21 protein-coding genes, 1 tRNA gene and 2 pseudogenes are annotated in these 25,133 nt (G+C 62.3%); 12 read left to right on the forward strand and 12 right to left on the reverse strand.

Annotated elements, in window-relative coordinates:
- Window positions 1-213: 213 nt before the first annotated feature.
- From thrB to argS, 5 genes are read right to left on the reverse strand one after another with little or no spacing between them, the layout of a single operon-like run.
- Window positions 214-1,143: a homoserine kinase gene (thrB, locus tag HMPREF3162_RS09375; RefSeq protein ID WP_070573842.1), complete on the reverse strand. Its 930-nt coding sequence runs from the start codon at window positions 1,141-1,143 to the stop codon at window positions 214-216.
- 2 nt (window positions 1,144-1,145) lie between these two features.
- The gene (gene thrC / locus HMPREF3162_RS09380; RefSeq protein ID WP_070573844.1) at window positions 1,146-2,216 is read right to left on the reverse strand and encodes a threonine synthase; all 1,071 of its coding nucleotides are present in this window, start codon (window positions 2,214-2,216) and stop codon (window positions 1,146-1,148) included.
- Window positions 2,217-2,224: 8 nt separating this feature from the next.
- Window positions 2,225-3,520: a homoserine dehydrogenase gene (locus tag HMPREF3162_RS09385; RefSeq protein WP_070573845.1), complete on the reverse strand. Its 1,296-nt coding sequence runs from the start codon at window positions 3,518-3,520 to the stop codon at window positions 2,225-2,227.
- Window positions 3,517-4,956 carry a diaminopimelate decarboxylase gene (gene lysA, locus HMPREF3162_RS09390; RefSeq protein WP_070573846.1) on the reverse strand — a complete coding sequence of 480 codons (1,440 nt, stop codon included), beginning with the start codon at window positions 4,954-4,956 and terminating at the stop codon, window positions 3,517-3,519. The genes HMPREF3162_RS09385 and lysA overlap by 4 nt, the downstream gene beginning before the upstream one ends.
- Window positions 4,956-6,593, reverse strand: a complete 1,638-nt coding sequence (argS, locus tag HMPREF3162_RS09395; RefSeq protein WP_070777667.1) for an arginine--tRNA ligase — start codon at window positions 6,591-6,593, stop codon at window positions 4,956-4,958. The genes lysA and argS overlap by 1 nt, the downstream gene beginning before the upstream one ends.
- Before the next feature lie 662 nt (window positions 6,594-7,255).
- Here argS and HMPREF3162_RS11700 point away from each other — a divergent pair.
- From HMPREF3162_RS11700 to HMPREF3162_RS09415, 5 genes are read left to right on the forward strand one after another with little or no spacing between them, the layout of a single operon-like run.
- Window positions 7,256-7,369, forward strand: a complete 114-nt coding sequence (locus HMPREF3162_RS11700) for a thioredoxin domain-containing protein (RefSeq protein WP_370919382.1) — start codon at window positions 7,256-7,258, stop codon at window positions 7,367-7,369.
- A complete protein-coding gene (gene arsB / locus HMPREF3162_RS09400) occupies window positions 7,366-8,460 on the forward strand; it encodes an ACR3 family arsenite efflux transporter (RefSeq protein ID WP_070777668.1) in 1,095 nt (364 codons plus the stop codon). Before HMPREF3162_RS11700 ends, arsB begins: the two co-directional genes overlap by 4 nt.
- A complete protein-coding gene (locus HMPREF3162_RS09405; RefSeq protein WP_070573852.1) occupies window positions 8,457-9,458 on the forward strand; it encodes a metalloregulator ArsR/SmtB family transcription factor in 1,002 nt (333 codons plus the stop codon). The genes arsB and HMPREF3162_RS09405 overlap by 4 nt, the downstream gene beginning before the upstream one ends.
- A gap of 20 nt (window positions 9,459-9,478) precedes the next feature.
- Window positions 9,479-9,889, forward strand: a complete 411-nt coding sequence (locus HMPREF3162_RS09410) for an arsenate reductase ArsC (RefSeq protein ID WP_070573854.1) — start codon at window positions 9,479-9,481, stop codon at window positions 9,887-9,889.
- Window positions 9,890-9,900: 11 nt separating this feature from the next.
- Window positions 9,901-10,959, forward strand: coding sequence for an ArsO family NAD(P)H-dependent flavin-containing monooxygenase (locus HMPREF3162_RS09415; RefSeq protein WP_070573856.1), 1,059 nt, complete (start codon window positions 9,901-9,903; stop codon window positions 10,957-10,959).
- Between the two features lie 279 nt (window positions 10,960-11,238).
- Here HMPREF3162_RS09415 and HMPREF3162_RS12060 read toward each other — a convergent pair.
- Window positions 11,239-11,609 (reverse strand): annotated as a pseudogene (locus HMPREF3162_RS12060) (IS21 family transposase); the annotation flags it as partial.
- Window positions 11,610-12,000: 391 nt separating this feature from the next.
- Between HMPREF3162_RS12060 and HMPREF3162_RS11465 the strand changes: the two are divergent.
- Window positions 12,001-12,198 (forward strand): annotated as a pseudogene (locus HMPREF3162_RS11465) (integrase core domain-containing protein); the annotation flags it as partial.
- Between the two features lie 377 nt (window positions 12,199-12,575).
- Here the strand turns inward: HMPREF3162_RS11465 and HMPREF3162_RS09425 are convergent.
- The 4 genes from HMPREF3162_RS09425 to HMPREF3162_RS09440 form a co-directional block, all read right to left on the reverse strand.
- A tRNA-Arg gene (locus tag HMPREF3162_RS09425) sits at window positions 12,576-12,648 on the reverse strand.
- Between the two features lie 42 nt (window positions 12,649-12,690).
- Entirely contained in the window at window positions 12,691-13,803 is a 1,113-nt protein-coding gene (locus tag HMPREF3162_RS09430) for a M15 family metallopeptidase (protein ID WP_226829143.1), read from the reverse strand.
- Window positions 13,804-13,957: 154 nt separating this feature from the next.
- Window positions 13,958-15,007, reverse strand: coding sequence for a hemolysin family protein (locus HMPREF3162_RS09435; protein WP_070777669.1), 1,050 nt, complete (start codon window positions 15,005-15,007; stop codon window positions 13,958-13,960).
- Window positions 15,004-16,311, reverse strand: a complete 1,308-nt coding sequence (locus HMPREF3162_RS09440; RefSeq protein WP_256282707.1) for a hemolysin family protein — start codon at window positions 16,309-16,311, stop codon at window positions 15,004-15,006. The genes HMPREF3162_RS09435 and HMPREF3162_RS09440 overlap by 4 nt, the downstream gene beginning before the upstream one ends.
- Before the next feature lie 267 nt (window positions 16,312-16,578).
- Between HMPREF3162_RS09440 and HMPREF3162_RS09445 the strand changes: the two genes are divergently transcribed.
- From HMPREF3162_RS09445 to HMPREF3162_RS12165, 3 genes are all read left to right on the forward strand, one after another.
- Window positions 16,579-20,295, forward strand: coding sequence for a multifunctional oxoglutarate decarboxylase/oxoglutarate dehydrogenase thiamine pyrophosphate-binding subunit/dihydrolipoyllysine-residue succinyltransferase subunit (locus HMPREF3162_RS09445; protein ID WP_070777670.1), 3,717 nt, complete (start codon window positions 16,579-16,581; stop codon window positions 20,293-20,295).
- A 26-nt stretch (window positions 20,296-20,321) separates the two neighbouring features.
- Window positions 20,322-20,900: a GDSL-type esterase/lipase family protein gene (locus HMPREF3162_RS09450; protein WP_370919384.1), complete on the forward strand. Its 579-nt coding sequence runs from the start codon at window positions 20,322-20,324 to the stop codon at window positions 20,898-20,900.
- Window positions 20,901-20,978: 78 nt separating this feature from the next.
- Window positions 20,979-21,059 (forward strand): 50S ribosomal protein bL37, encoded by an 81-nt coding sequence (locus HMPREF3162_RS12165; RefSeq protein WP_370919328.1) that lies wholly within the window; start codon window positions 20,979-20,981, stop codon window positions 21,057-21,059.
- Between the two features lie 151 nt (window positions 21,060-21,210).
- Here the strand turns inward: HMPREF3162_RS12165 and rsrA are convergent, their stop codons facing one another.
- On the reverse strand, window positions 21,211-21,483 hold the full coding sequence (rsrA, locus tag HMPREF3162_RS09455) for a mycothiol system anti-sigma-R factor (RefSeq protein WP_070573865.1): 273 nt from the start codon (window positions 21,481-21,483) through the stop codon (window positions 21,211-21,213).
- Window positions 21,480-22,091, reverse strand: a complete 612-nt coding sequence (locus HMPREF3162_RS09460) for a sigma-70 family RNA polymerase sigma factor (RefSeq protein WP_070777671.1) — start codon at window positions 22,089-22,091, stop codon at window positions 21,480-21,482. Before HMPREF3162_RS09460 ends, rsrA begins: the two co-directional genes overlap by 4 nt.
- A gap of 263 nt (window positions 22,092-22,354) precedes the next feature.
- Here HMPREF3162_RS09460 and HMPREF3162_RS09465 point away from each other — a divergent pair, with 263 nt between their 5' ends.
- Genes HMPREF3162_RS09465 through rsgA form a run of 3 tightly spaced genes read left to right on the forward strand, consistent with a single transcriptional unit; the run spans window position 22,355 to window position 25,133 of the window.
- On the forward strand, window positions 22,355-22,825 hold the full coding sequence (locus tag HMPREF3162_RS09465; protein WP_083304108.1) for a DoxX family membrane protein: 471 nt from the start codon (window positions 22,355-22,357) through the stop codon (window positions 22,823-22,825).
- Window positions 22,825-24,123 (forward strand): 3-phosphoshikimate 1-carboxyvinyltransferase, encoded by a 1,299-nt coding sequence (aroA, locus tag HMPREF3162_RS09470; RefSeq protein ID WP_070777672.1) that lies wholly within the window; start codon window positions 22,825-22,827, stop codon window positions 24,121-24,123. Before HMPREF3162_RS09465 ends, aroA begins: the two co-directional genes overlap by 1 nt.
- On the forward strand, window positions 24,123-25,133 hold the full coding sequence (gene rsgA / locus HMPREF3162_RS09475) for a ribosome small subunit-dependent GTPase A (protein WP_070573870.1): 1,011 nt from the start codon (window positions 24,123-24,125) through the stop codon (window positions 25,131-25,133). Before aroA ends, rsgA begins: the two co-directional genes overlap by 1 nt.

The raw sequence follows: 25,133 nt of genomic DNA on the forward strand, positions 1-25,133 counted from the left end.
GGCTGAAGCACACAGAGGCATTCAGCAGTGGTCTGCACATGAAAGTGGCTGTGAAAGCACCAACGTGGGTGCTGAGGTGATTGTTCTTCATCGGAGACAGAATCTGTCGATCCGAGCATCACAGCAATCGCTGCGGAAGAACAGCCTAAGCATAACGTGAAAAAACGGTGCAAGGCTAATCAGCACGCCGACAGAACAGCGTACTGATTGGCTTTATGCGCCTGTTCGAGTAATGGTTGCCCCAAAATCGGCAATCGAGGCGGCAATGACGTCGGCATCGTCTTCACCGATGACTGAGACGACCTCGTCGCGCAGATCTTCGCCGGTGCCCAGCACCAGCGCCGTCGGACCAGCTCCGGACACAACAGCGGCAAGGCCGTGTTCGCGCAGCGCATCGACCCGGGCCAGAGTTTCGGGCATGGCCGGCCTGCGATATTCCTGGTGCAGGTGGTCTTCTGTCGCCGCAAAGAGCAGCGAGGGATCACGCCCGATTGCGTGGATGAACAGCGCCGCGGCCGCCGAGTTCGCCACGGCATCAGCGTGCGGAACCTGTTCGGGGATGAATGATCGCGCGTAATCGGTGTCCAGCGTCGTGTCGGGAACCACGAGCACCGCCCTCACAGCAGGGTGGGCGGGAACTGAAACCGAGCGCGGACTGCCCTGTGCATCGGCCATGCTGATGGAAACGCCTCCGAACAGCGCCGGTGCAGCATTGTCCGCGTGCCCCTCAAAGTGAACAGCCCAGGCGAGTCGCTCGGCTTCGCACAGCTCGCCTCGGCCGACGCACGCGAGAAGGGCATCGGCAATCGAGATCCCCGCGACCACAGCGGCAGCCGATGAGCCCATCCCCCGCGAATGCGGAATCGTATTGGCGCATCGCAAAGTCAGCCGGTCTGCCAGTTCGGCGCTGCCGTGGTGGTCGAGCACTTCGCGCACGACCCTGTGGATCAGATGATCCGAGGAGGCGGGCACTTGGCCGGCACCCTGGCCCGTAACCTCGACACAGCTGCTGAGGTCGACGGGAGAGGAGTGCAGTTCGGCCACCACCTCGTCGGCAATGTCGAGGGCAAGGCCGAAGGTGTCGTAGCCGGGCCCCAGATTGGCCGAAGTCGCAGGAACCGAGACCTCGATGCTGCAGGGCACTCTCAGTCCTCCAAACCCAGTGCGCGCGCAGCGCTGACAGCGTCAACGGGCACGCTCCCCGCTTCGAACTGACCTTCTGCGGCCTTCAGCGCCCAGTCGGCGTCTTTCAGTCCATGACCGGTGACTGTGCACACTATGACAGCCCCCTGCGGCACTCGACCGGCCTCGTGCATCTTCAGCAGACCAGCAATAGACGCTGCCGAACCGGGTTCGATGAAAATGCCCTCTGTGGAAGACAGCAGGCGGTGAGCCCGGATGATCTGCTCGTCTTCAACCGAGTCGATGAGTCCGCCCGATTCTTCACGAGCGGCAATCGCCTTGTCCCACGACGCGGGGTTGCCGATCCTGATGGCCGTCGCGATAGTCTCCGGTTCGTCAATCGGATGGCCGGTGACAAGCGGAGCCGCACCGGCGGCCTGGAAGCCCCACATGCGCGGGGCTGAGTCCGCCAGACCCTTCTGTTCGTACTCGGTGTAGCCCTTCCAGTAGGCCGTGATGTTGCCCGCGTTGCCCACCGGCAGCGCGTGGATGTCCGGGGCTTTGCCGAGCGCGTCGACAATTTCAAAAGCGGCTGTCTTCTGACCTTCGATGCGATCGGGGTTGACCGAGTTGACCAGGTGAACCGGATACGATTCCGACAGCTTTCGGCAAAGCATCAGGCAGTCGTCGAAGTTTCCGTCGACTTCCAGCAGCTGAGCGCCGTGGGCTACCGCCTGGCTCATTTTTCCGGGGGCGATCTTGCCCTTGGGCACAAGAACCGCGCAGGTCATGCCCGCCTTGGTCGCATAGGCGGCAGCAGACGCCGAAGTGTTCCCGGTCGATGCGCAGATGACAGCTTTGGCACCGGCTGCTTTGGCTGCGGTGATGGCCGCGGTCATACCGCGGTCTTTGAACGAACCGGTGGGGTTCATCCCCTCGTATTTGACGTAGACCTCGGCTCCGGTGCGCTCGGAAAGCTTTTCGGCGAAGATGAGCGGCGTCCCGCCCTCACCGAGCGAAACCGGGTCTGCCTGCGGGTCGATTGCAAGGTGTTCGCGGTATTCGGTCACGACCCCGCGCCACTGGTGTGCCATGGTCTTTCTCACTGTCCTTCAATGCGCAGAATCGAGACGACCTCGTCGACCACGTCAAGCGCGCGCAGCCGCTCGACCGTCGATGCCAGCGCGGATTCGGTTCCGCCGTGGGTCGCAATGACGAGCTTGGCCCGCGGGTCAGCCGCATCATCGAGGCTCGTCTGCTCGACGAGCTTGATGGAGACCCCCTGGTCAAGGAACACCCCGGTTACTGCGTGAAGCACACCCGGGCGGTCCTGGACAGCCAGCGTGATGTGGTAGCGCGTGTTGATGTCGTCAATCGGAATGATCGGCAGCGATCCGCTTTCGAGCTTGCGGTACTGTCCTGCTCCGCCGAGCACCTTGCGGCGGGCCACGGAGACGAGGTCGCCAAGCACTGCGGACGATGTCGGGGCTCCCCCGGCTCCCTGGCCGTAGAACATGAGTTCGCCGGCGGATTCGGCTTCGACGAACACGGCGTTGAACGCTCCTCCAACGCTGGCAAGAGCGTGGTCCGCCGGAATGAGGGCCGGGTAGACGCGAGCTGAGACCCCCGCTGCCGGAATCTCTTCGCAGATGGCCAACAGCTTGATGGTGAAGCCCTGGCTGGCTGCGGTTGAAATCATGTCGGCGGTGATGTTCTCAATGCCCTCCACGTGAACATCGTCGATGCTCACTGAGGTGTGGAAGGCCAGCGAGGCGAGAATCGCAGCTTTGGCGGCAGCGTCGTGCCCGCCGACATCAGCTGTTGGATCAGCTTCGGCATAGCCGAGCTCCTGAGCGGTCTTCAAAGCGTGCTCGTAGTCCCAGCCCTTGGCTTCCATCGCATCCAGGATGAAATTGGTGGTGCCGTTGACGATACCGAGCACACGGGTGATGCGGTCACCGGCCAGGGAGTCTCCGACGGGGCGGATGATGGGGATCGCCCCGGCCACAGCGGCTTCGTACTCAAGGCGAACTTTGGCTTTGTCGGCGGCGGCGAAGAGTTCCCCGGAGTGCTTGGCCAGCAGCGCCTTGTTGGCGGTCACAACCGATGCACCGGAATTGAGGGCTTTGACCAGCAGTTCGCGAGCCGGTTCGAGTCCGCCCATGAGTTCTACGACGATGTCGGCGCCTTCGATTGCCGCTTCGAGGTCATCGGTGATGAGATCAGTCGGAATACCGGGGCGGGCCTTCGAAATGTCGCGCACACCGACGGACATGAGCTCGAGTTGGCTTCCGATGCGCTCGGTGAAGCTGTCGGCGCGGTTGAGGATCGCATCGGCAACTTCACTGCCGACGGTTCCCGCTCCGAGCAGGGCTACCTTGAGAGGCTGTGCGCTCATTTTTCTCCGTTCTCATTGGCCCGGGCGAAACCGGGATCCGATGCAAACATCTGTTCGTAGGTTTCAGGAAGCACCACCCACTCGGCCTGTCCGTTTTCAACGGCGACGACGCCGGGGCGCGGCACGTGGTTGTAATTCGACGACAGCGGCCTGCAGTAGGCGCCCGTGCCGGGGACCGCAATGAGATCACCGCGGCTGATGTCCGCCGGCAGATATTCATCGCGGACGACTATATCGCCGCTTTCGCAGTGTTTGCCGACTACGCGGACGACAGTCGCTTTGGCGTCAGACGACCTCGAGGCCAGTGTGCACGAATAGTCGGCATCGTACAGAGCGGTCCGTATGTTGTCGCTCATTCCGCCGTCAATTGACACATAGGTGCGGATTCCCGAATCGGTTTCGACTTCCTTTATGGTTCCAGCGGTGTAGAGGGAGAACACCGCCTGCCCGACAATCGCTCGCCCCGGCTCAAAGGACACCGCGGGACGGGGAAAGTCGGCGTCGTCGCACTCTTCGGCAACCGCGGCAGCCAGGAGAGCCGCCATCTGCTCAAACGCGACGGGTTTGTCCTGCGATGTGTAGCGGATGCCGAAGCCTCCGCCCAGGTCGATCTCCGGTATTGCGAATCCGGTGTCTGCGCGCAGGCGGGCGGAGAATTCAATGATCCTGCGGGCGGCGAGGGCAAAGCCGTCTTCTTCGAAGATCTGAGAGCCGATGTGGCTGTGCAGGCCCACCAGTTCAAGATTGGGGTCCGTGATGACAGCACGGGCGGCGCGGTCAGCCGCTCCCCCGCTGATGGACAGGCCGAACTTCTGGTCTTCGTGGGCTGTGGCGATGAAGCTGTGCGTGTGCGCTTCAACGCCGACTGTCAAACGCAGCATGACGGGCGCGGTAATGCCGCGAACCGCAGCGGCCTGGGAGACGCGCTCAATTTCGTCGAGTGAGTCGATGACGATCCGGCCGATTCCCCAGTCGAGGGCCATTGCTATTTCGTCATCGGACTTGTTGTTCCCGTGCAGGCCCACCGCTTCAGCGGGAACACCGGCGGCCTGGGCTGTGCGCATTTCACCGAGTGAGCACGTATCGACTCCCATGCCCTCCTCGTGAGCCCAACGGGCAACTGCGGTGCACAGAAAGGCCTTTCCTGCGTAGTAAGCGCGCGCCTGCATGCCGTGAGCTTCGAACGCGTCGCTGAATGCTCCGACGAAGCTGCGGGCACGGTGGCGGAAGTCGTCGACGTCGAGCACATACAGCGGGCTTCCGAAGCGCTCGGCAAGCGCTGTCGCCACAACGCCGGCGACTTCGAGTACGCCGTCAGCGTTTTTGGAGGTGTTGCGCGACCACAGGGAGGCCATGAGTTCGTTGACGTCGGTGGGCACGGGAAGCCAGACGGGCGACGGTCCGGCGTGCAGAACGCCCGAGGGGTGAGCCGGCATTACATTTTCTCCGGTGCAGAAACTCCGAGCATGCGCAGCCCGTTGGCCAGTACAGTCTTCGTTGCCCGATCGAGAACCAGGCGAGTGCCGTGAACAGCAGTCAGATCTTCGTCTGTCCGCGGCACAACACGGCACGCGTCGTACCACTTGTGGAAGCTGCCAGCGAGAGATTCAAGATAGCGGGCAACCCTGTGGGGTTCACGCAGCTTGGCGGAGTCGGTGACGACTCGCGGAAAGTCTGCCAGAGCCGACAGCAGGACGGCCTCGGTGGGATCTGTCAGCGTCGCCGGGTCCACGGGGGCCTGGTCCACTCCCGCCTCGACCGCGCGGCGCTCAACACTGCAGGCTCTGGCGTGGGCGTACTGCACGTAGTAGACGGGGTTGTCATTCGATGCTGAGCGCAGCACCTCCGGATCGAGCGTGAGCGGCGAATCGGTGGGAATGCGCGCCAGCGAGTAGCGCAGGGCATCAGCTCCGAGCCATTCGATCAGGTCGCGCAGTTCGATGATGTTGCCCGCCCGCTTGGACAGCCGCGCGCCGTTGACGCTGATCAGCTGGCCGATGAGAATCTCGATGTTCTCATCGGGGTCGTCTCCGGCAGTTGCAGCCAGCGCTTTGAGTCGTCCCACGTAGCCGTGGTGGTCAGCGCCCAGCAGATAGATCTTCTTGACGAAGCCGCGGTCCTTCTTGGACAGGTAGTAGGCGGCATCGGCGGCGAAGTAGGTGGGGCTGCCATCGGCGCGGACGAGCACGCGGTTCTTGTCGTCGCCGAAGTCCGTGGTGCGCAGCCACACGGCTCCGTCTTCGTCGAAGATGTGGCCCTGTTCGCGCAGGCGCTCTACTGCCTCGGCGACTTTGCCTGCATCGTGGAGGGACTTCTCTGAGAAGAATACGTCGAAGTCCACTCCGAATGCGGCGAGCGTGTCTTTGATGTCCGCCATCTGCAGTTCGTAGGCTTCTGCGCGCAGTTGGTCGTAGATGTCAGCGTCGGCGCTGTCTGCCCATTCGGGGTGGCGCTGCCGAAGAGCGTCGGCGATTGCCTGCACGTACTGGCCGGGATAACCGCCCTCGGGAACGTCGTGACCGCGCAGACGCGCCAGGACGCTGCCGGCGAAAGTGTCCATCTGAGAGCCGAAGTCGTTGATGTAGTACTCGGCAGTGACATCGGCTCCGGCAGCCCGCAGAACGCGGATCAGAGCATCGCCGACGGCGGCCCAGCGCGTGTGTCCGAGGTGCAGCGGGCCAGTGGGGTTGGCTGACACAAACTCCATGTTGACCGGTGCGCCCGCCAAAGCTGTCGATTGCCCATAGGTTCCACCGGCCTCGACAATGTCGAGGGCAAGCTGACCTGCTGCCGCTTTGTTGAGGGTGATGTTGAGGAAGCCGGGTCCGGCGACGTCCACGCTGTCGATACCGGGGTCTGCGCGCAGCTGTTCGGCAAGCTTTTCTGCCAGTTCCCGAGGCGGAACTCCTGCTTGTTTGGCAAGCTGAAGGGCTGTATTGGCCGCCCAGTCGCCGTGGTCGCGGTTCTTCGGCCGCTCCACAGTGAGCTTGTCGGGGACTGCAAGGTTCAGGCCGCCATCGGCGAGAACCTGGATGGCCTGTGCAATTGCTGCTTTGAGATCTTCCGGAGTCACAGGGACAACGATATTACGCCCGCGCCCCCAGCGGGCAACCAGGTGCCGCGGCACAGACTCAGCCGCGTGCCGCCGGATCGCACATCAACATCGAAGCACCCTGCGTGAAGCTGCTTTTCTGTGAACGGCCCGTTCGGCGACGCGCCACGCAGAACAGAAAAATCTCGGGGCATCGGCAGTCGAGGTCCCGAGATTCCCACGATTGTGCCCGCGACAGAATTCGAAGCCACGACCTTTTGCCCTCTGGGTCGCTAGGTGCGGCGGCGAGGAACTCGCGGGCCCGCGAGCACGCCTCACTCTTGGTGCAGCCCGGAGCGAGCCTGCTTCTGGTGGGGCTTTGCGTTCACCGCGCGTCTTGGAAACCCGGGGCGGGTCGGACAATTGACTTTTGTATCGACATGCATCAATATCGATGCATGTCGATACAAAAGTCAATGGTTGTCGGGTCTGACCCTGCCGTCTATACCGATGGAGTCCCGGGCACGGAGATGATGGAGGCGACGCGTGCTCAGGCCGAACGGTTTGGTGCACGCATCATCTTTGATCACTCCATTTACCTCGATCTGCCTGGGAGAAGTCACGACCGCCGACACTGGCCTGGGTGAAGCAAAGTCGTCAAGATCGATGCCGATACCAATCCCGGAGCCGTTACAGCGGCCGGAGTGACATCCATTCCTACGCTCGGCTTTTACCGGGACGGCCAACGACGCGACGTCCCCATCAGAGCACACCCGCACCCAGACATCGTGAACAAAATCAAGGAACTCCCGGCATGACTGCAGACACCACCACACAGCAGGCAACACCCGCACGCCTGTCGACACTGGATAAGGGGTTACCGGCCTGGATCGGCCTGGCCATGATCGCGGGCCTCCTCCTCGGCCGGCTGGTCCCAGGGGTCTCTGAGCTTCTTTCCCATTTGGAAGTCGGCGGCATCTCAGTGCCCATCGCCCTTGGCTTGCTGGTCATGATGTACCCCGTCCTCGCTAAAGTCCGTTATGACAAGGTCGCCGATGTCACCGGCGATAAGAAGCTGCTGATCTCGTCATTGATCCTCAACTGGCTGGTCGGGCCCGCCGTAATGTTCGCTCTGGCCTGGACGTTCCTGCCAGACCTCCCCGAATACCGCACAGGATTGATCATCGTCGGCCTGGCCCGCTGTATTGCCATGGTCGTGATCTGGAACGACCTCGCCTGCGGTGACCGAGAGGCAACCGCTGTGCTGGTCGCGATCAACTCGATCTTCCAGGTGGTCATGTTCTCAGTCCTCGGCTGGTTCTACCTCACTGTCCTGCCCACGTGGTTGGGACTTGATACACAGGGCCTGGATGTGTCAATGGGCCAGATCGCTCTCAACGTGCTCGTCTTCCTCGGCGTCCCCCTGATCGCCGGATTCGCCTCACGGTGGATCGGCGAGAAACGTCGCGGCCGTCAGTGGTACGAAAAGAAGTTCATTCCCCGAGTGGGGCCGTGGGCGCTCTACGGTCTGTTGTTTACGATCGTGCTGCTCTTCGCGCTCCAGGGCGAGCAGATCACCAGTCAACCGTTGGACGTGGCTCGAATCGCACTGCCATTGCTGGTCTACTTCTCGCTGATGTGGTTCGCCGGCCTCCTGCTCGGCAAGAGCCTCGGTCTTGGCTACCCTCGATCCACAACACTGGCGTTTACGGCAGCGGGCAACAACTTCGAACTCGCGATTGCCGTCGCCATCGGCACCTTCGGCGCTACCAGCGGCCAGGCCCTGGCTGGAGTCGTCGGCCCCCTCATCGAGGTTCCTGTTCTGGTCGGCCTCGTCTATGTCTCACTCTGGGCCGCGAAGGCATGGTTCCGCACTGACCCCTACGCCGCGGAGTCGAGATCGTCATGACTGAAACCACTGTGATCGCGACTGCCGATGAACCGTGCGCCCCCGACCCGTCCCACGCCATCGCTCTCGACGTCGCGACGACGCTTGCCGGCACACTCAAGGCACTCGCTGACCCTCTGCGGCTGCGGATGCTCTCAGCGATCAGCACCGATCCGCGTGGAGAGTCATGTGTCTGCGACCTTGCAGAGCTTGCCGATGTTTCCCAGCCAACTGTCTCTCATCACTTGAAAGTGCTGAAGACAGCGGGGCTGCTCGACTCTCAACGTCGCGGCACCTGGGTCTGGTATTCGATTGCTGCTGGTCGCCATGCCGCTGTGAGCGCTCTACTGGAAGGGTTCGCCCCCGCCGTCATCGCACCAAACCCGCCGCGCGAGGCAACAATGGTGGGCACTGCCTTCGACGTCGATGCCCACATCAGCCGTTTGGCCGCAGACCTGTCGGAAACGTCGGCTGGTGTGTCGCCAGAGACCGTCACCGGCATCGTGCGCGATTCCTACACAGCGCTGGCTCGATCGGCGAAAACCACTCGCTGCCTCTTCCCCTTGACCGAGCGCTTCGCGAAGCAGCGCTTGGCTGACATCACCCGGGACCGAGCCAGCGCGCCTCCGCAGGTCCTCTTCATCTGTGTCGCCAATGCAGGCCGGTCCCAACTCGCCGCGGCCCTGACACGTCACTTATCCGGAGGTAAGGTCATCGCCCGCTCCGCAGGTTCGACTCCCGCGGCCGGAATCAACCCGAACGTCGCCGAACTCATCAGCAACCTGGACGGAGAGAACGTCGGGGAACTGTTCCCAAAGCCGTTGACCGATGACGCGATTCGTGCGGCTGATGTTGCGATCACGATGGGTTGCGGCGACGTCTGTCCCATCGTGCCCGGGCTGCGCTACGAGGATTGGCCAGTCGCCGACCCAGCACTGGCCTCTCCTGAAACAGCGACACTCATCCGCGACGATCTTGCGGCCCGCGTCCAGGCCCTACTCGATTCCCTCACCAGCTGATCGAAAGAGAGACCGCCCCTATGACTGACCACAAACCATCTGTCTTATTCGTGTGCGTCCACAACGCTGGACGTTCCCAAATGGCCGCCGACTACCTGCGCCATTATGCGGGCAACCGCATCGAAGTCCGCTCAGCAGGATCCGTCCCGGCCGAACACATCAACCCCATCGCGGTCGAGGCGATGAGCGAAGACAGCATCGACATCACCGCCGAGCAGCCGAAAGTTCTCACAGACGAGGCTGTGCAGGACTCAGACGTGGTCATCACAATGGGCTGTGGCGACGCATGCCCTTTCTTCCCGGGAAAGCGCTACGAAGACTGGGAACTCGATGACCCAACAGGCCAGGGCATCGAAGCGGTTCGCCTGATCCGCGACGACATCAAGATCCGCATCGAGGCGCTCGTGGCTGACTTACTCGGTCAAGATTGAGGGGGCACCGGATGACTGATGTCGTAGTCATCGGCGGTGGGCAGGCCGGCCTCGCCGCTGGATATTTTCTTCGCAGAGCAGGTCTCGAATTCGTGATTCTCGACGACCACGCCGGCCCCGGCGGAGCCTGGCAGCACGGGTGGCAGTCGTTGCGTCTGTTTTCACCCGCCGAATACAGTCCACTGCCAGGCTGGCCGATGCCTGCGCAGAAGGGTGAGTCATTTCCCACCGCCGATCATGTCGTTGACTACCTGACCCAGTACGAACACCGTTACGATCTGCCCGTTCAACGCCCGGTTCACGTCAGCAATGTCTACCAGGATCGGGGGCAGCTGTTCGTCGATACCGATACCGGCACCCTGGAGACCACGGCGGTCATCAGCGCCACCGGAACATGGCAACGCCCCTATGTCCCTCACTATCCGGGCTGTGAGGATTTCACGGGACGACAGCTGCACACCGTTGAGTACTATTCGCCCGAGGACTACACCGACCAACGGGTTGTCATCGTCGGCGGTGGGAACTCCGCCGCCCAGATCGTCTCGGAAGTCTCGACCGTGGCGCAGACACTGTGGGTGACGCAGCGCCGACCACGGTTCATGCCTGATGACGTCGATGGACGAGTGCTCTTCGATGTTGCCACCGCCCGCGAGGCGGCCCAGCGGGCCGGGCGCGACCACGATGGCGTGTCGGGGCTCGGCGATATCGTCATGGTCCCTCCCGTGCGGGCTGCACGCGATCGTGGCGACCTGAGCGCTTCGCCGATGTTCGAGCGATTGACCTCGGCTGGGGTTTCGTGGGCCGACGGCAGTGAGTACAGCTGTGATGCCATCATCTGGTGCACCGGCTTCAAACCACACCTCAAGCATCTCAAGGGGCTCGAATTGACCTGGGAGAACGGGCATCCAGTCACCGTGGGCACTCGAAGCATCGATGTTCCTGGTCTGCACCTGCTGGGGTATGGCGATTGGACGGGGTTTTCCTCCGCGACCATCATCGGTGCCGCCCGCACAGCGAAGTCTGCGGTCGCGGACGTGAGCGAATACGTGCCAAGCACTCAAGCACAGTAGCTACCGCGACACCAATGCGGATCGAGTACTGCTTCAGCTGGCGCTACAGTGGACGGGACAGCCCTGGAACCTGACATCAGTATCGAGTTGTCAGCCCACCGGCACCAATGAGCAATACTGCCATCACAATTGCCATAGCAGGATATCCGCTCAGCAGACCGGCTCAAGCGGGTCCGGCCACAGGGGCAAAGGCACCGACAAACGTCATCGGTGCGGTGGAGACTGCGCAGAAGACCAAGAAGCAGAGCATCTATGAAACCCGGAGCTTGGCAAGGCGCCCTGCTTCATGTCCAACGTCGGCCACACGAATGCATACCGTGAGAACGGCAGGCACCCGACGAACGCGTGCACCCGCTGACTGCGACCGCCGACGGGATCCGACAGACGCATCGTCTTGCCCGACCAGTCGACCTCGACGCTCTGACCTGCTTTGCGGCGGACTCGCGTTGAGAGTCCGGTGACGAGGCCATGCTGCTGACACGTCTTGCAGAACCTGTTGCACCCCATCGACGGCGCCCCCATCGCAGTGCACGCATCGCGGTGCTCACCATGCAGCAGTTTCAGCGCTGCTCCGACACCGGCGAGTTCGCGGTGGACGAAGTCCCAATCAGGCTGGGTGCATAGACGCTTTCGCGTTCCCCGCGCCCCGGCGACCAATCGCGTATACTTGCGTGCTATTCGACTTTCTCCTTCTGCCGTGTGATCGGCCACACGGCAGAAGGAGCCGAGATGTTGTGGGCATGACGCTGCAGTCGCCAACCGGGATGAAGGAACGGGCACCCGAACTGCACGATGGGTGGTGTCTGAGCAACCATCCAGCAGAACGAGCCCCGTTCCGATGACCCACGCTATTACCCCGCTGGCCCCGGAAAGAAGACACAGCTTCGTAACCCGCGTCCTCGACGACAGCCGGCTCCGTCCCGAACACAAACGGTCAGCTCGGCGCATCCATCTCGAACTGACACAGTTGGGCCACCACCGCGGCCTGCGCACCGGCATCACGCGCCTCATTCGCGTCGTGCCGGAGAAAGGGACCAAGTTATCGAGCGATACCAGCGACTGCTTTCCGAGGAATGCCTCTTTGCCCGCGTCAATGAGTCCAAGCAGGATCACCGGAAGGCAATAGAGGTGCGGGGCCATCACTACAACTGTCATCGGCCTCATACCCCCTGTGCATATCAGCCACCGGCCACCCGCGTCCACGAACGTGTCGACCACGTCGTGACCCCATACACCTAAAGCGGCGGAAGATCGACACGACAGCCGATCGACGACCATGCGCCGTCTCAGTGCCGTAGGACTCGCAGCTCTGCGCGGACGAGTCTGGTGAGCGACAACGCTGCCTCCAGAGGATTCGGGTCTTGCGCAGTGCCCTGGACCTGTCAGGTCAGCAGCTCAGCGTTGAGCACGGTCTCATGTGAGCCCCAGGGGCTCCCAGTGACTGGCGACTCCTGGAAGAACTCGTCGATGCGCATGAGCTCATCATCCCTTGGGCGGCCCCCACGTGCAGCCGGCGGCCCGTTGAATATTGCGCACTTCAGTGCATACATGCCCCTAGAGACAGGCATGAAGAAGGCCCCTGATCGACGTTTCCGCTGACCAGGGGCCCGTTCTCGTGCCCGCGACAGGATTCGAACCTACGACCTTCTGCTCCGGAGGCAGACGCTCTATCCACTGAGCTACGCGGGCAAAAGCTCTCCAACTGTATCACGCATCAGAGAGCCGTGTCGGTCATTGGCCCTTGATCATTTTGCGAGCTGGTACGTATTCCCAGTGCCAGGGCTCGTACTTGCTCGACTTTGCCCAGTCCGGGTTTTCCCAGCCATATTCCCCGGCATTTGCGACAAGCCACTCGTACTGCTGTCCACTGGCGGTTTCCGTCCCGCCGCCGAAGTCGATGGCAATGCCCCAGCCGTGCATTGAGGTTCCAGGCTTTGCGGCAAGTCCCGGCTTGGAGGCCGCTACTGCCTGTTGGGAACCGATGGGCCGGTAGCTGTCGGTGACCTCAAGCTCTTTGCCGGTGTCCGCTTTGTACGCAGCGTTCATCTGAGCGAAGGCAACCGCAGCGTCAGCACGAAGCTGGTGTCCACCAACACCGATCTTGCACATCCATTCGTCCGGAAGCTGTCCGTTCTGGGCATCGCCCGAGGGAGCATCGCCGGAACAGCCGGGAAGAGCGGTGCGTTCAATGGTGCGCGAAGCAGCGTGGGCTTTGTCGCCCTCAGACTGCAGAACACCGCCCGAGAGGCTGCTCGTCTGGCCGAGAGTCGAATCGCCGCTCTGTGCGCCTGCACCGTCCACTGCTTCCAGCAGCAGGCCATCAGGTGAATCCCCGACTTCTTCGGCCTTGGCATAGGCCGAAGAGCCCAGACTTGAGCTCATAACGGCGAAACCGCCTCCGATCACGCCGATCGCGGCGACTGCAGCGACTGAGGAACCGGCAAGCTGGCGGCGCATGCGGTATGCGCGCAGGCGAGAACCGTCAGAGCCACGGCCGATCGCCGCCGGGACCGGCCCGTTATTGACCGGAGCCAAGGGGACAACAGAGGCGCGCCTACCCGCAGCCGACGACACGGCGTCCGCACGGCGCATAAAGCTGAACTTGCTCTTTTTCGCAGAGCGCTTTTCAGCCATGAGAGCATCGCGTCGGCTCATAGGCTGGCGATTGGGCACCGCCTCGACAGCACTTCCGCGCATGCCGCGCTTTTCAGCCAGGAGCGCTTCACGGCGGCTGATAGGCTGCGCATTCGGCATCGTGGCGGAGGCTTCCCCGCGGGCGGCGCGCTTTTCAGCCAGGAGCGCTTCACGGCGGCTCATAGGCTGGCCATTCGTTCCTGCGTCCACAGTCCTCCCTCGGGTAACAACCTCACGGATGCGCCGTCATCGACAGCGTCCGATGTCACAACAGTGTAACGACCAATAGCCATCTTCACAATTCTGTTATCGCCTTGGCATGTTAATCACAGACAGATCGCCTATGGAGTGCTCATTCAGCCCGTCAGCTGGCCGATCCGCGCTGCATCACGTCGCGGACCTCACCGACAAGCTCTTCGAGAACGTCCTCCAGAAACAGAACGCCGACCGGCTTTCCTGCCGCGCTGATCACGCAGCCGACGTGATTTCCCGCCTCCTGCATCTTCTGCAGAGCATCTTCGATTTCAGCGTCCGCCGAAATCGTCACCAGCGAGCGGAAGCGCTTCGAGTGCACGGGGCTTTCATAGTCGACCTCGTCTTCGACGTACAGGACGTCCTTGACGTGGATATAGCCGTCGGGCGCACCGTCGGCATCGAGCACAATGAACCGCGAAAAGCCCTTCTGCCCAACAAGAGCTGAAATGCGCTCAGGCGTCACGTCCGGCGCAACAGTGACAACCTTCTGGATGGGAACCATGACATCGGAAGCTTTTTTGTCGGAGAACTCCAAGGCCCCTTTGAGCAGTCCGCCGTCGTCGGCCAAGAGACCTTCGCGCTTGGACTCAGCGACAATCGCCTGCACTTCTTCGACCGTGTAGGCGGCGTTGACGTCATCGCGCGGAGTGATCCCGCACAGCTTGAGCAGGCCATTGGCAAAGGCATTGAGCGGATGAATGACGAAGCCGAAGATCTTCGCCAAGAAGACCAGCGGCGGAGCCAGAATCAGCACAGAGTGCTTCGCTTCTGCCAGCGCAATGTTCTTCGGAATCATCTCGCCGACGACCACGTGCAGAAAGGTCACAGCCGAAAGCGCAATCGCAAAGCCGAGGGCACCGGCAGCCGCGGGAGGTATCTGCATCCACTCGAGCGGGCCGGCCAAAAGGTGGTGGATTGCAGGCTCGGCAATGCCGCCGAGCATAAGCGAACAGACCGTGACGCCCAACTGGCAGATGGCCAGCATGAGCGACACGTGCTCCATTGCATACAGCGCGGTTTTAGCCGAACGGCGCCCGGCGTCAGCCAAAGGCTCGATCTGCGATCGGCGCGCCGAAACAACACTGAACTCGGCTGCAACGAAAAACGCGTTGCCCACAATGAGCACGACAAGCCACAGAAGTCCCAGCCAGTCGTTCACAGCGCCGCCTTCGAATAGTCGGGAATCATACGCAGACGCTCAATCCGGTGCCCCACCATCCGCTCGACCACAAGATCAGCACCGTCAATGCTGATGCGCGCACCCACCTTGGGGATCTCGCCCAAGCGGTAGAGAACGAGTCCCGCCATGGTCTCGTAGTCAGAATTCGAAGGAATCTCCATACCGGTGGCCTCCACCACCTCGTCCGGACGCATCATGCCCGGCACGATCCACGAGCCATCGCGAGCAGGTCGGACCATAACGCGCAGTCGGTCATGCTCATCGGCGACTTCGCCGACAAGCTCTTCAACAACATCCTCCAGCGTCACCAAACCCGCGGTCCCTCCATACTCATCGATGACGACCGCGACCTGGTTCCCCTCCTGGCGCAGAAGAAGAAGGAGCGGTTCCAGTTCGAGGGTGTCCGGCACCTCGCGCCGATCGGACATAAGACCCCCGGCGTAGGCGTCCTCACGTTTGCTGAACGGAACGGCAATCGCGTGCTTGACATGCACAATGCCCACGATGTCATCGCGCGAGTCACCCGCCACCGGAAAGCGCGAAAAGCCAGTCGAACGTGCGTGCGCGATGATGTCCGCGGCAGTCGAGTCCTTGTTGACCGACACCATGCGCGTGCGCGGAGTCATAATGTCCTCCGCCGTGAGTTCAGAAAAGCTCAGAGTGCGGGTAACCAGGTCGGCCGTCTGTTCGTCAATCGCACCTTCATCGGCAGAATGGCGCACAAGTGCGGTGAGCTCATCTGCCGACCGCCCCGCCGTCGACTCTTCCTGCGGTTCAATTCCCATTGAACGCAGCGCCCTATTGGCCGAACCGTTGAGGAGCGCGATCACCGGCTTGAAGACCACAGAGAAGAAGTACTGAAACGGCACGGCGATCTTAGCCGCGGTCATGGGAGCGGAGATCGCCATGTTCTTCGGCATGAGCTCGCCGACCACCATCGACAGCACGGTCGAAATGATGAGCGCAATGACAATTGACAGGGTCTGCGTGGCGGGAGCAGGAAGCTCAAATGCATCAAACAGCCGCCTGAGCAGCACACCGACCGAAGGCTCCATCAGAAAACCCGTGAGAAGCGTGGTGAGCGTAATGCCCAGCTGCGCTGCAGACAGCTGCGTCGACAGGTGCTTCAGCCCCAAATCCAGGTACTTAGCTCCGCGCTTCCCTTCGGCAAGTGCCTTGTCGACATCGTGCCGATCGAGTGTCAGAAGAGAGAATTCGCCGGCCACGAAATAACCCGTGCCGACAATCATGAGGAGGGCCAAGCCCAGATACAGCCACTCCACTACGAAACCACCTCGAACATCGCCGAGGCGAACAAGAACCCGACGGTCAACGCCGGGCCGAAACTGGCATATTTCATGACGCCATCCTAGCGAACAGTCAGCGGGAATCGAGCCGCCAACCGCACCGCGAATCGGCCGCGCTTCGACCAGGGTGACGGACGACACAGGAGAAATTTAAACCATGCGGGATACTGCCGAATCAATTGGCTAGACTGGTTCGCGACGTCGTTGTACCCACCAAAGCTTAGGAAGAAGGCGATCAGCGCCGTGTCTGAATCGAACCCGACCATCACGGCCGATGACTTCGGCTCGAACGAATGGCTGGTTGAGGAACTCTACGAGCAGTACCGAAAAGACAAGAACTCAGTTGACAAGGCCTGGTGGCCCGTCTTTGAGAAGTACGAAGCTCAGAGCAGCGATTCGGCCCCTGCCGCACAGAAGGCGGCCCCGCAGAAGAAGGCCCCTGCCACATCTTCGCAGAGCACACAGAAGAAGAGCTCGACGTCGTCCAAGGGCGTAGCCCCTTCGTCGACGGAAGCGGAAACCCCTAAGGCCGAATCCAAGACCGCCGCCTCCAAGAAGACCGCAGCCGGCAGTGCGCAGAAGACCACCTCAGCGCCTCAGGATGCTGAAGACAAGGTCACCAAACTGCGCGGACCTGCCAAGGCCGTAGCCGTCAACATGGACGACTCCATCAACGTTCCCACCGCTACGTCCTACCGTCAGCTTCCGGCTAAGGCGATGATCGACAACCGGATCGTCATCAACTCGCACCTCAAGCGCACTCGCGGCGGCAAGGTCTCCTTCACCCACATCATCGGCTTTGCCGTGATCCGGGCACTCAAGGCGATGCCCACCCAGAACGTCTACTACGACGAACAGGACGGCAAACCTGCAATGGTACAGCCGGCCCACGTCAACTTCGGGCTGGCAATCGACGTGCCCCGCCCCGACGGCACGCGCATGCTGTTGGTGCCCAACGTCAAGGCAGCCGACACTCTGACCTTCCGCGAATTCATGGCGGCCTACGACGACCTCGTCGAACGCGGCCGGGGCGGCAAGCTCGGAGCCGAAGACTTCGCGGGCACCACCGTGTCGCTGACCAACCCCGGCGGCATCGGCACCATGATGTCCGTCCCCCGCCTCATGCGCGGTCAGGGCGCAATCGTCGGCGTCGGCGCCATGAACTACCCCGCAGAATTCCAGGGCGCAAGCCAGGAGACCATCAACCGTCTAGCCGTTTCCAAGGTCGTGACCCTGTCGTCGACCTACGACCACCGCGTCATCCAGGGTGCAGGCTCGGGCGAATTCCTCAAACTCGTCCACGAATACCTGCTGGGCGCCGACGGCTTCTACGACGAAATCTTCGAGTCCCTCCAGCTTCCCTACGAACCAGTGCGCTGGCTGCCCGACCTCGATGCATCCGATACCGACGATGTCAACAAGACCGCCCGCGTCATCGAGCTGATCGACTCGTACCGCACCCGCGGCCACCTCATGGCGAACATCGACCCGCTGGTGTACCGCCAGCGCACGCACCCCGACCTCGACATCAACAACCACGACCTCACCCTGTGGGATCTCGAGCGCTCCTTTGCAACCGGCGGCTTCGGTGACAAACCGGTCATGCCTCTGCGCGACATCCTCGGGCTGCTGCGCGACGCCTACTGCCGCACAACCGGCTACGAGTACATGCACATCGCCGACCCGGAGCAGCGCCGCTGGTTCCAGTCGAAGATCGAAGTTCCGCACGAAGAGCTCACCCGCGAAGAACAGGGCCACATCCTCGGCCGGCTCAACGCAGCAGAAGCCTTCGAAACCTTCCTGCAGACCAAATACATCGGCCAGAAGCGCTTCTCGCTCGAAGGCGGCGAATCGACCATCGTCCTGCTGGACGAAATCGCCAATGAAGCCGCAGACGCAGGCCTGGAAGAAGTGGCTATCGGCATGGCCCACCGCGGCCGCCTCAACGTTCTGACGAACATCGCCGGAAAGTCCTACGCACAGATCTTCCGCGAGTTCGACGGTGTGCAGTCGCCCGAATCCTTCCAGGGCTCCGGCGACGTCAAGTACCACCTGGGCATGGACGGCTCCTTCACCTCGCCGGCAGGCAACACCACCAAGGTGTCGGTCGCGGCAAACCCCAGCCACCTCGAAACCGTCAACCCCGTTCTCGGCGGAATTGTGCGCGCCAAGCAGGACGAACTCGACCACGGCGAAGAGGGCTTCGGCGTTCTTCCGATTCTGGTCCACGGCGATGCAGCCGTCGCCGGTCAGGGCGTGGCCTTCGAAACCGTTCAGCAGTCCGAACTGCGCGGCTACCGCACCGGCGGTACGATCCACGTGGTCATCAACAACCAGGTCGGCTTCACCACATCACCGGCATCGGCCCGCTCGTCGTTCTACTCCACCGACGTCGCCAAGTCGATCTCGGCTCCGGTCATCCACGTCAACGGCGATGACCCCGAAGCCGTCTTCCGTGCGGCCCGCCTGGCATTCGAATTCCGCCAGACGTTCCACCGCGACATCTTCATCGACCTCGTGTGCTACCGCCGCCGCGGGCACAACGAAGGCGACGACCCGTCGATGACCCAGCCGGTCATGTACTCGCTCATCGACAAGAAGGCCTCGGTGCGCAAGCTCTACACCGAATCCCTTGTCGGAAGGAAGTTCATCAGCGACGAACAGGTCTCCGAAGTCGTCAAGGACTACCAGAACAAACTCGAAGCCGCCTTCGAAGAGACGAAGGAAGCCGAGAAGTCCGCAGGTGCCGACGCCGGATTCCCGCAGAAGATCGACATCGCGCCAACCGACTTCGGCACGGAGATCGAAACCGCTGTGTCCAGCGACGTCATCGAAAAGATCGGCGACGCCCACGTCGACGTCCCCGAAGACTTCGAAGTTCACAAGAAGCTGCGCAGCCTTCTGAAGAAGCGTCAGGAAATGTCGCGTTCCGGCGGCATCGACTGGGGCTTCGCTGAGCTGCTGGCCTTCGGTTCGGTGCTCATGGAGGGCATCCCGGTCCGCATTGCCGGTCAGGACTCCCGCCGCGGGACCTTCACCCAGCGCCACGCTGTGCTGATCGACCACGACAACGGCAACGAATGGACTCCGCTTGCCAACCTCACCGATGATCAGGCTCGCTTCTGGGTCTACAACTCGCTGCTGAGCGAATATGCCGCCATGGGCTTCGAGTACGGCTACGCCGTTGAGAACAAGAAGGCCCTTGTGCTGTGGGAAGCTCAGTTCGGCGACTTCGCTCAGGGCGCGCAGTCGATCATCGACGAATACATCGCGTCTTCTGAACAGAAGTGGGAACAGCTCTCCGGTCTCGTTCTTCTTCTGCCCCACGGCTACGAAGGCCAGGGCCCGGACCACTCCTCGGCCCGCATTGAGCGCTTCCTCCAGCTGTGTGCAGAGAACAACATGACGGTTGCAAACCCGTCGAACGGCGCATCGCACTTCCACCTGCTGCGCCGCCACGCACACACCGAGAACAAGCGCCCCCTGGTGGTCTTCACGCCGAAGTCCATGCTGCGCCTCAAGGCTGCCGCAACAGATGTCGAGCAGTTCACCTCGGGCCGTTTCGAACCGGTCATTGCCGACACGACCGTCGATGCTTCGAAGGTCAACCGGGTGGTTCTTGTCTCCGGCAAGTTCTACTGGGACCTCGTGGCTGAGCGCTCCAAGCGCAACGACGAAACCACGGCTATTGTCCGCATGGAGCAGCTGTACCCGCTCGACACCGACGCGGTCAAGGAAGCACTCAGCGCCTACCCGGCCGATGCAGAAATCGTCTGGGCGCAGGAAGAGCCCGAAAACCAGGGCGCTTACCCGTTCATGGCCCTGCACTTGGACCCCGCGCTCGACGGTCGCACGCTGCGCCCCGTCGGCCGCGCATCGTCTGCAGCACCGGCTACCGGCCTGAAGAAGGTTCACGACTTCGAACAGGCCGAAGTCATCAAGCGGGTCTTCGATAAGTGACTCCGCACAGGAGCACATCGATCGTCGTGGCCGGTGACCATCTGGTTGCCGGCCACGGCGATGGTCGTGCCCTGGGATGGGTTGGCCGTGTGGCTGTCCGCACGCACCCAGTGCTCGAGGGGGCCAGATTCTATACTCTGGCTGCCCCGGGCGAAGATTCCGCGAAGTTTGCAGACCGCTGCATGGCCGAAGCCCCACTGCGCTTCGACGATGACGGTGACAATCGGCTGGTGCTCGCTCCAGGCTGCGGCGATATCGCCGCCGGAACTTCCACGGCGCGTTCCCGGCTGAATCTGGCTAATCTTCTCGACCAGGCTCTCAGCCGCGGGTACTCGGCTTTTGTCGTCGGCCCAACCCCCGCACGCGACCACGCCGACAACCGCAGGATTGAAGAACTCAACCGCGGATTTTCAGAAGTTGCCCTGCGCCGCAGCATCCCCTACGTGGATTGCTTCACTCCCCTGGCAGACCACGCTGTCTGGCAGCGGGAACTGGCGGCGTCAAACGACGGTCTGCCGCGCCAGGAGGGCTACGGACTGCTGTCGTGGCTCGTGCTCAACCGAGGATGGTTTGAATGGTTGGGCGTGGAGGACGCCGTCGTCTGATTCGAGGCGCTGCTCACTCTATTTGGCGTGGGAGCGGCAGTGTGAAAGAATACCGTAGTTGACCAGGAGGAGATCATTATGAGCAAGCGCGGACGTAAGCGCAAGGACCGCAGGAATAAGCCCGCTAACCACGGCAAGCGCCCCAACGCAGGTCGCTGATCCTCGGTCTCTACAGACGCAAGGGCGTGATGGTGTTCTTCACCATCACGCCCTTCTTTGTCTGCTTCAGGCTTTTATGAAACGCGAAGCCTGGTTCAGCTGTCTGATGCTCCGAGGTTCCCTGTCAAACCGCAGCATCACCCGGCACATCTCAGCTTTGCCAGCGTATCTGGGTGCTCTCGACTGTGATCCTGGCCCGGATTCGCTCGACGAGTCCTTCAGGTGCGACATCGCAGTTGCACGAACGGCGCACAAGCTTCTTCAGCATTGATTCGATCTGGTATTCATCCGAACATTCTTCACAGTCACGCAGATGAGCTTCGATTGCCCGACAGGCTTCGGGGCTGAGTTCACCGTCGAGGTACCCGTAGATGCGTTCCAGGCTTTCCATGCGACACGAACTCCAGCGGTTTGTCTCAGTCATTTCTTGACCTCCGTCTTCGCAGTGCCGATGCCTCGCTCAGCTGCGTAGTCGGTGAGCTTTTCACGCAGCTGGCGGCGTCCGCGGTGCAGTCGTGACATCACCGTGCCGATGGGCGTATCCATGATTTCGGCGATTTCTTTGTACGGGAGTCCCTCGACGTCCGCGTAGTAGACCACCATGCGGAAGTCGTCCTGCAGGCTGGCCAGCGCCTCTTTGACGTCGGAGTCAGGCATCTGGTCGAGCGCTTCGAGTTCTGCAGAACGGCCCTGATCCGAGGTGTGGCTGGCCGCTCGGTGCAGCTGCCAGTCCTGTATGTCGTCATCACTGGATTCCAGCGGCTGACGCTGCTTTTTCCTGTAGTTGTTGATGAACGTGTTCGTCAGGATCCGGTAGAGCCATGCTTTGAGATTGGTTCCCGGCTTGTACTGGTGGAAGGCCGCGTATGCCTTCAGATACGCCTCCTGCACGAGGTCTTCGGCATCTGCCGGATTGCGCGCCATGCGCATGGCGGCTGCATACAGCTGGTTGACATACTGCAGGGCGTCGGCTTCAAAGCGCGCTGCGCGCTCTTCGTCCGTTTCGCGTTCGAGGTCAATCGGTTCACTCATCACGGTCAATGCTACGTCCCCGCGATGTGCGCGCTCTGGGAAGCCATCCGCGGAAGCACCAGCGGAGCCTGTCGCTTCGGTTTGAGCTGGCGACCGTCGCTCCTGGCACAGCACCATGCGATCTCCTCTCGGTCTGTTCACTGGGCACAACGGCCGGTGCCGGGCAACTATTCCGCGGCAGCCTGACCGCAGGTTCGGCCGACTCTGCCGTTCGCGGTCGTGGGCGATATGCTTGAACTGCTCTCGAAAGAAAGGACGCAGCTTTGTCTCTTGTACGGCTTATTGCCCGCCCAATGCTTGCCACGTCGTTCATCGCCAACGGCGTCAGCCGGGCACGCCGCCCCCAGTCCGCTTCTATCGCCCCTCTGACCCGACTGCTGGACGAAAAGTTCGACGTCCAGGTCAGCCCCGAACTCGTTGCCCGCGGTGCCGGTGCTGCACAGATCGCAGCCGGCAGCCTGCTTGCCATTGGCAAAATGCCGCGCCTGTCGGCCGGTCTGCTGGTGAGCACCTACCTCATCGATGTCGTTGCCGAACAGCTCGACAGTGAGGCTGAGAAGAAGACCTCCCTGGTCACCAAGACTTCGCTGCTGGGCGGAGCCCTGCTGGCCGCTGTCGACACCGCCGGCCGCCCCAGCCTGGCATGGCGTGCCCGCCACGCTGCCGAGAGCGCGTGGGACAGCATTGAAAAGCAGTCCGCTAAGGCAATGGACGCAATTTCGCCGACATCCTGATGACTGACACCCGCACCACTTGGCCCGCACCCGCTGTTTCTCAGCCGGTGCGGGCTCGTGTTTCTGTCCCCGGTTCGAAATCTCTCACCAACCGTCTGCTTGTGCTGGCAGCCCTCGCCGAGGCGCCCTCAACTCTTCGGGCACCGCTGATCTCTCGCGATACCCAGCTGATGCTCGATGCGGTCACCGCTCTCGGCGGCTCTGCTGAGCTCGACGGCGACTCCGTGCGCATCACACCCATCCCGGGTGTTTCCAGCAGTGCTCCTGTCGAGGTCGCGTGCGGTCTGGCCGGGACTGTCATGCGCTTTGTTCCTTTTACGAGTGCTGCCGCCGGTGTTTCCGCCCGCTTTGACGGAGACGAACAGGCTCGCGTTCGCCCCATGGGCACCGTGATCACGGCACTGCGCGACCTCGGTGTTGCTGTCAGCTCCGATAACGAGGCCCTGCCGTTCACCATGACGGTCGACTCTGTGCCCCGGGGCGGATCCATCGACATCGACGCCAGCCGATCCAGCCAGTTCGTCTCCGGCCTGCTGCTGGCCGCACCGCGTTTTGCCAATGGCCTCACCGTGCGCCATACGGGCGCGTCCCTGCCTTCTGTTCCGCACATCGACATGACGATCGAAACGCTTCGCTTAGCCGGTGTCGCGGTCGACACCCCAAAGCCCAATGTGTGGAGCGTTCGCCCCGGCCCCATTGCGCCGCTGGACGTTACGGTGGAACCCGATCTGTCGAACGCCGCGACATTCCTCGCTGCCGCGCTGGTCACCGGCGGCGAAGTGACAGTGCCCCACTGGCCGGATCGCACAACGCAGGCAGGCGATGAGTTCCGCCGCATTGCGCAGGCATTCGGCGGTGAATGTGAACTCACCGGCGGCGAACTCACAGTCCGCGGCCCCAGGCAGCTGACACCCGTGGACCTCGATCTGTCCTCCGTCGGCGAACTCACCCCGGTGACAGCAGCAGTGGCAGCTGCAGTCGGCGGCACCTCGCGAATCACCGGAATCGGGCACCTGCGCGGGCACGAAACCGACAGGCTCAGCGCACTGGCGACCGAACTTTCGGGCTTAGGCGTCAAAGTAGAGGAAAGTGAGGATTCCCTTACGATCACCGGCCAGCCCTCCCACTCCGTCAGCCCACGCACAGACCGGGGCTGGAACACCTACGCGGATCACCGCATGGTCATGGCCGGAGCGGTCCTCGGGATGGTCACCCCGGGGCTTGTCATCAACGACCCCGACACCGTCGGCAAAACACTGCCCGCATTCACCCGAATGTGGGACGAGGCTTTCGGCTGATGGCGGGCCGCTACGCGCACTTCACAGAAGAGGACTATCGTCCTCGCCCCAACCGCAAGGGCAAAAGGCGGAGGACAAAAGAGCTGCCCAGCTATGACGGAGCGATAGGCGGGATGATCACATCGGTCGACCGGGGCCGCTACAGGGTTCAGCTCGACACGGGTGTTGACGTTACGGGCGTGCGCGCCTCGCACCTGCGGCGCACTCCCCTGGTACCGGGCGACCGTGTACGGCTGGTGGGCGATACTTCGGGAACCGAGGGAACTTTGGCCCGCATTGTCGTACTCGACGACCGCAAGACGATTCTGCGGCGCAGCGCAGACGACAATGACGACTCCGAACGGGTGATCGTCGCCAACGCCGACCAACTGGTCATTGTCACGGCGGCAGCTGACCCAGCTCCCTCGGAAGGGCTGATCGACCGGGCGATTGCTGCGGCCTTCAATGCGTCCATCGAACCGATCCTCGCGGTCACCAAGCTCGACCTTGCGCCGATTGACTCTCTGTGTGAACGATTCGCGGACACGGGCGTCCCCATCATCGCGTGCGGTTTCGATTCTTCTGGCAAGCCGAAGACGACTGAGCTGGCTGCCCGTCTGCACGGCAGAATCAGCGTTCTGCTGGGACATTCCGGGGTGGGCAAATCAACACTCATGAATGCGCTCGTCCCCGAGGCCGACCGTGCTGTCGGGCACGTCAACCAGGTGACCGGACGCGGCCGGCACACCAGCTCATCGGCCCTCGCCCTTCCGCTGCCCGACGGCGGATGGGTCATCGACACTCCCGGAGTGCGCTCCTTCGGCCTTGCCCACGTTGATGTTGACACTGTGATCACAGCATTTTCCGACCTCGCACCGGCGACCGCACACTGTCCGCGCGGGTGCGAACACCGGGCGGACTCCCCCGGCTGTGCGCTGGACAGGTGGGTCGCCGATGGCCGCGCCGGCCAAGGAGGGGCCGCGCGGCTGGACTCGCTTCGCCGCCTTCTGGACAGTCTCGGCACTGCTTAG

The organism is Brevibacterium sp. HMSC07C04 (genome assembly GCF_001815905.1).
Taxonomy (GTDB): Bacteria; Actinomycetota; Actinomycetes; order Actinomycetales; family Brevibacteriaceae; genus Brevibacterium.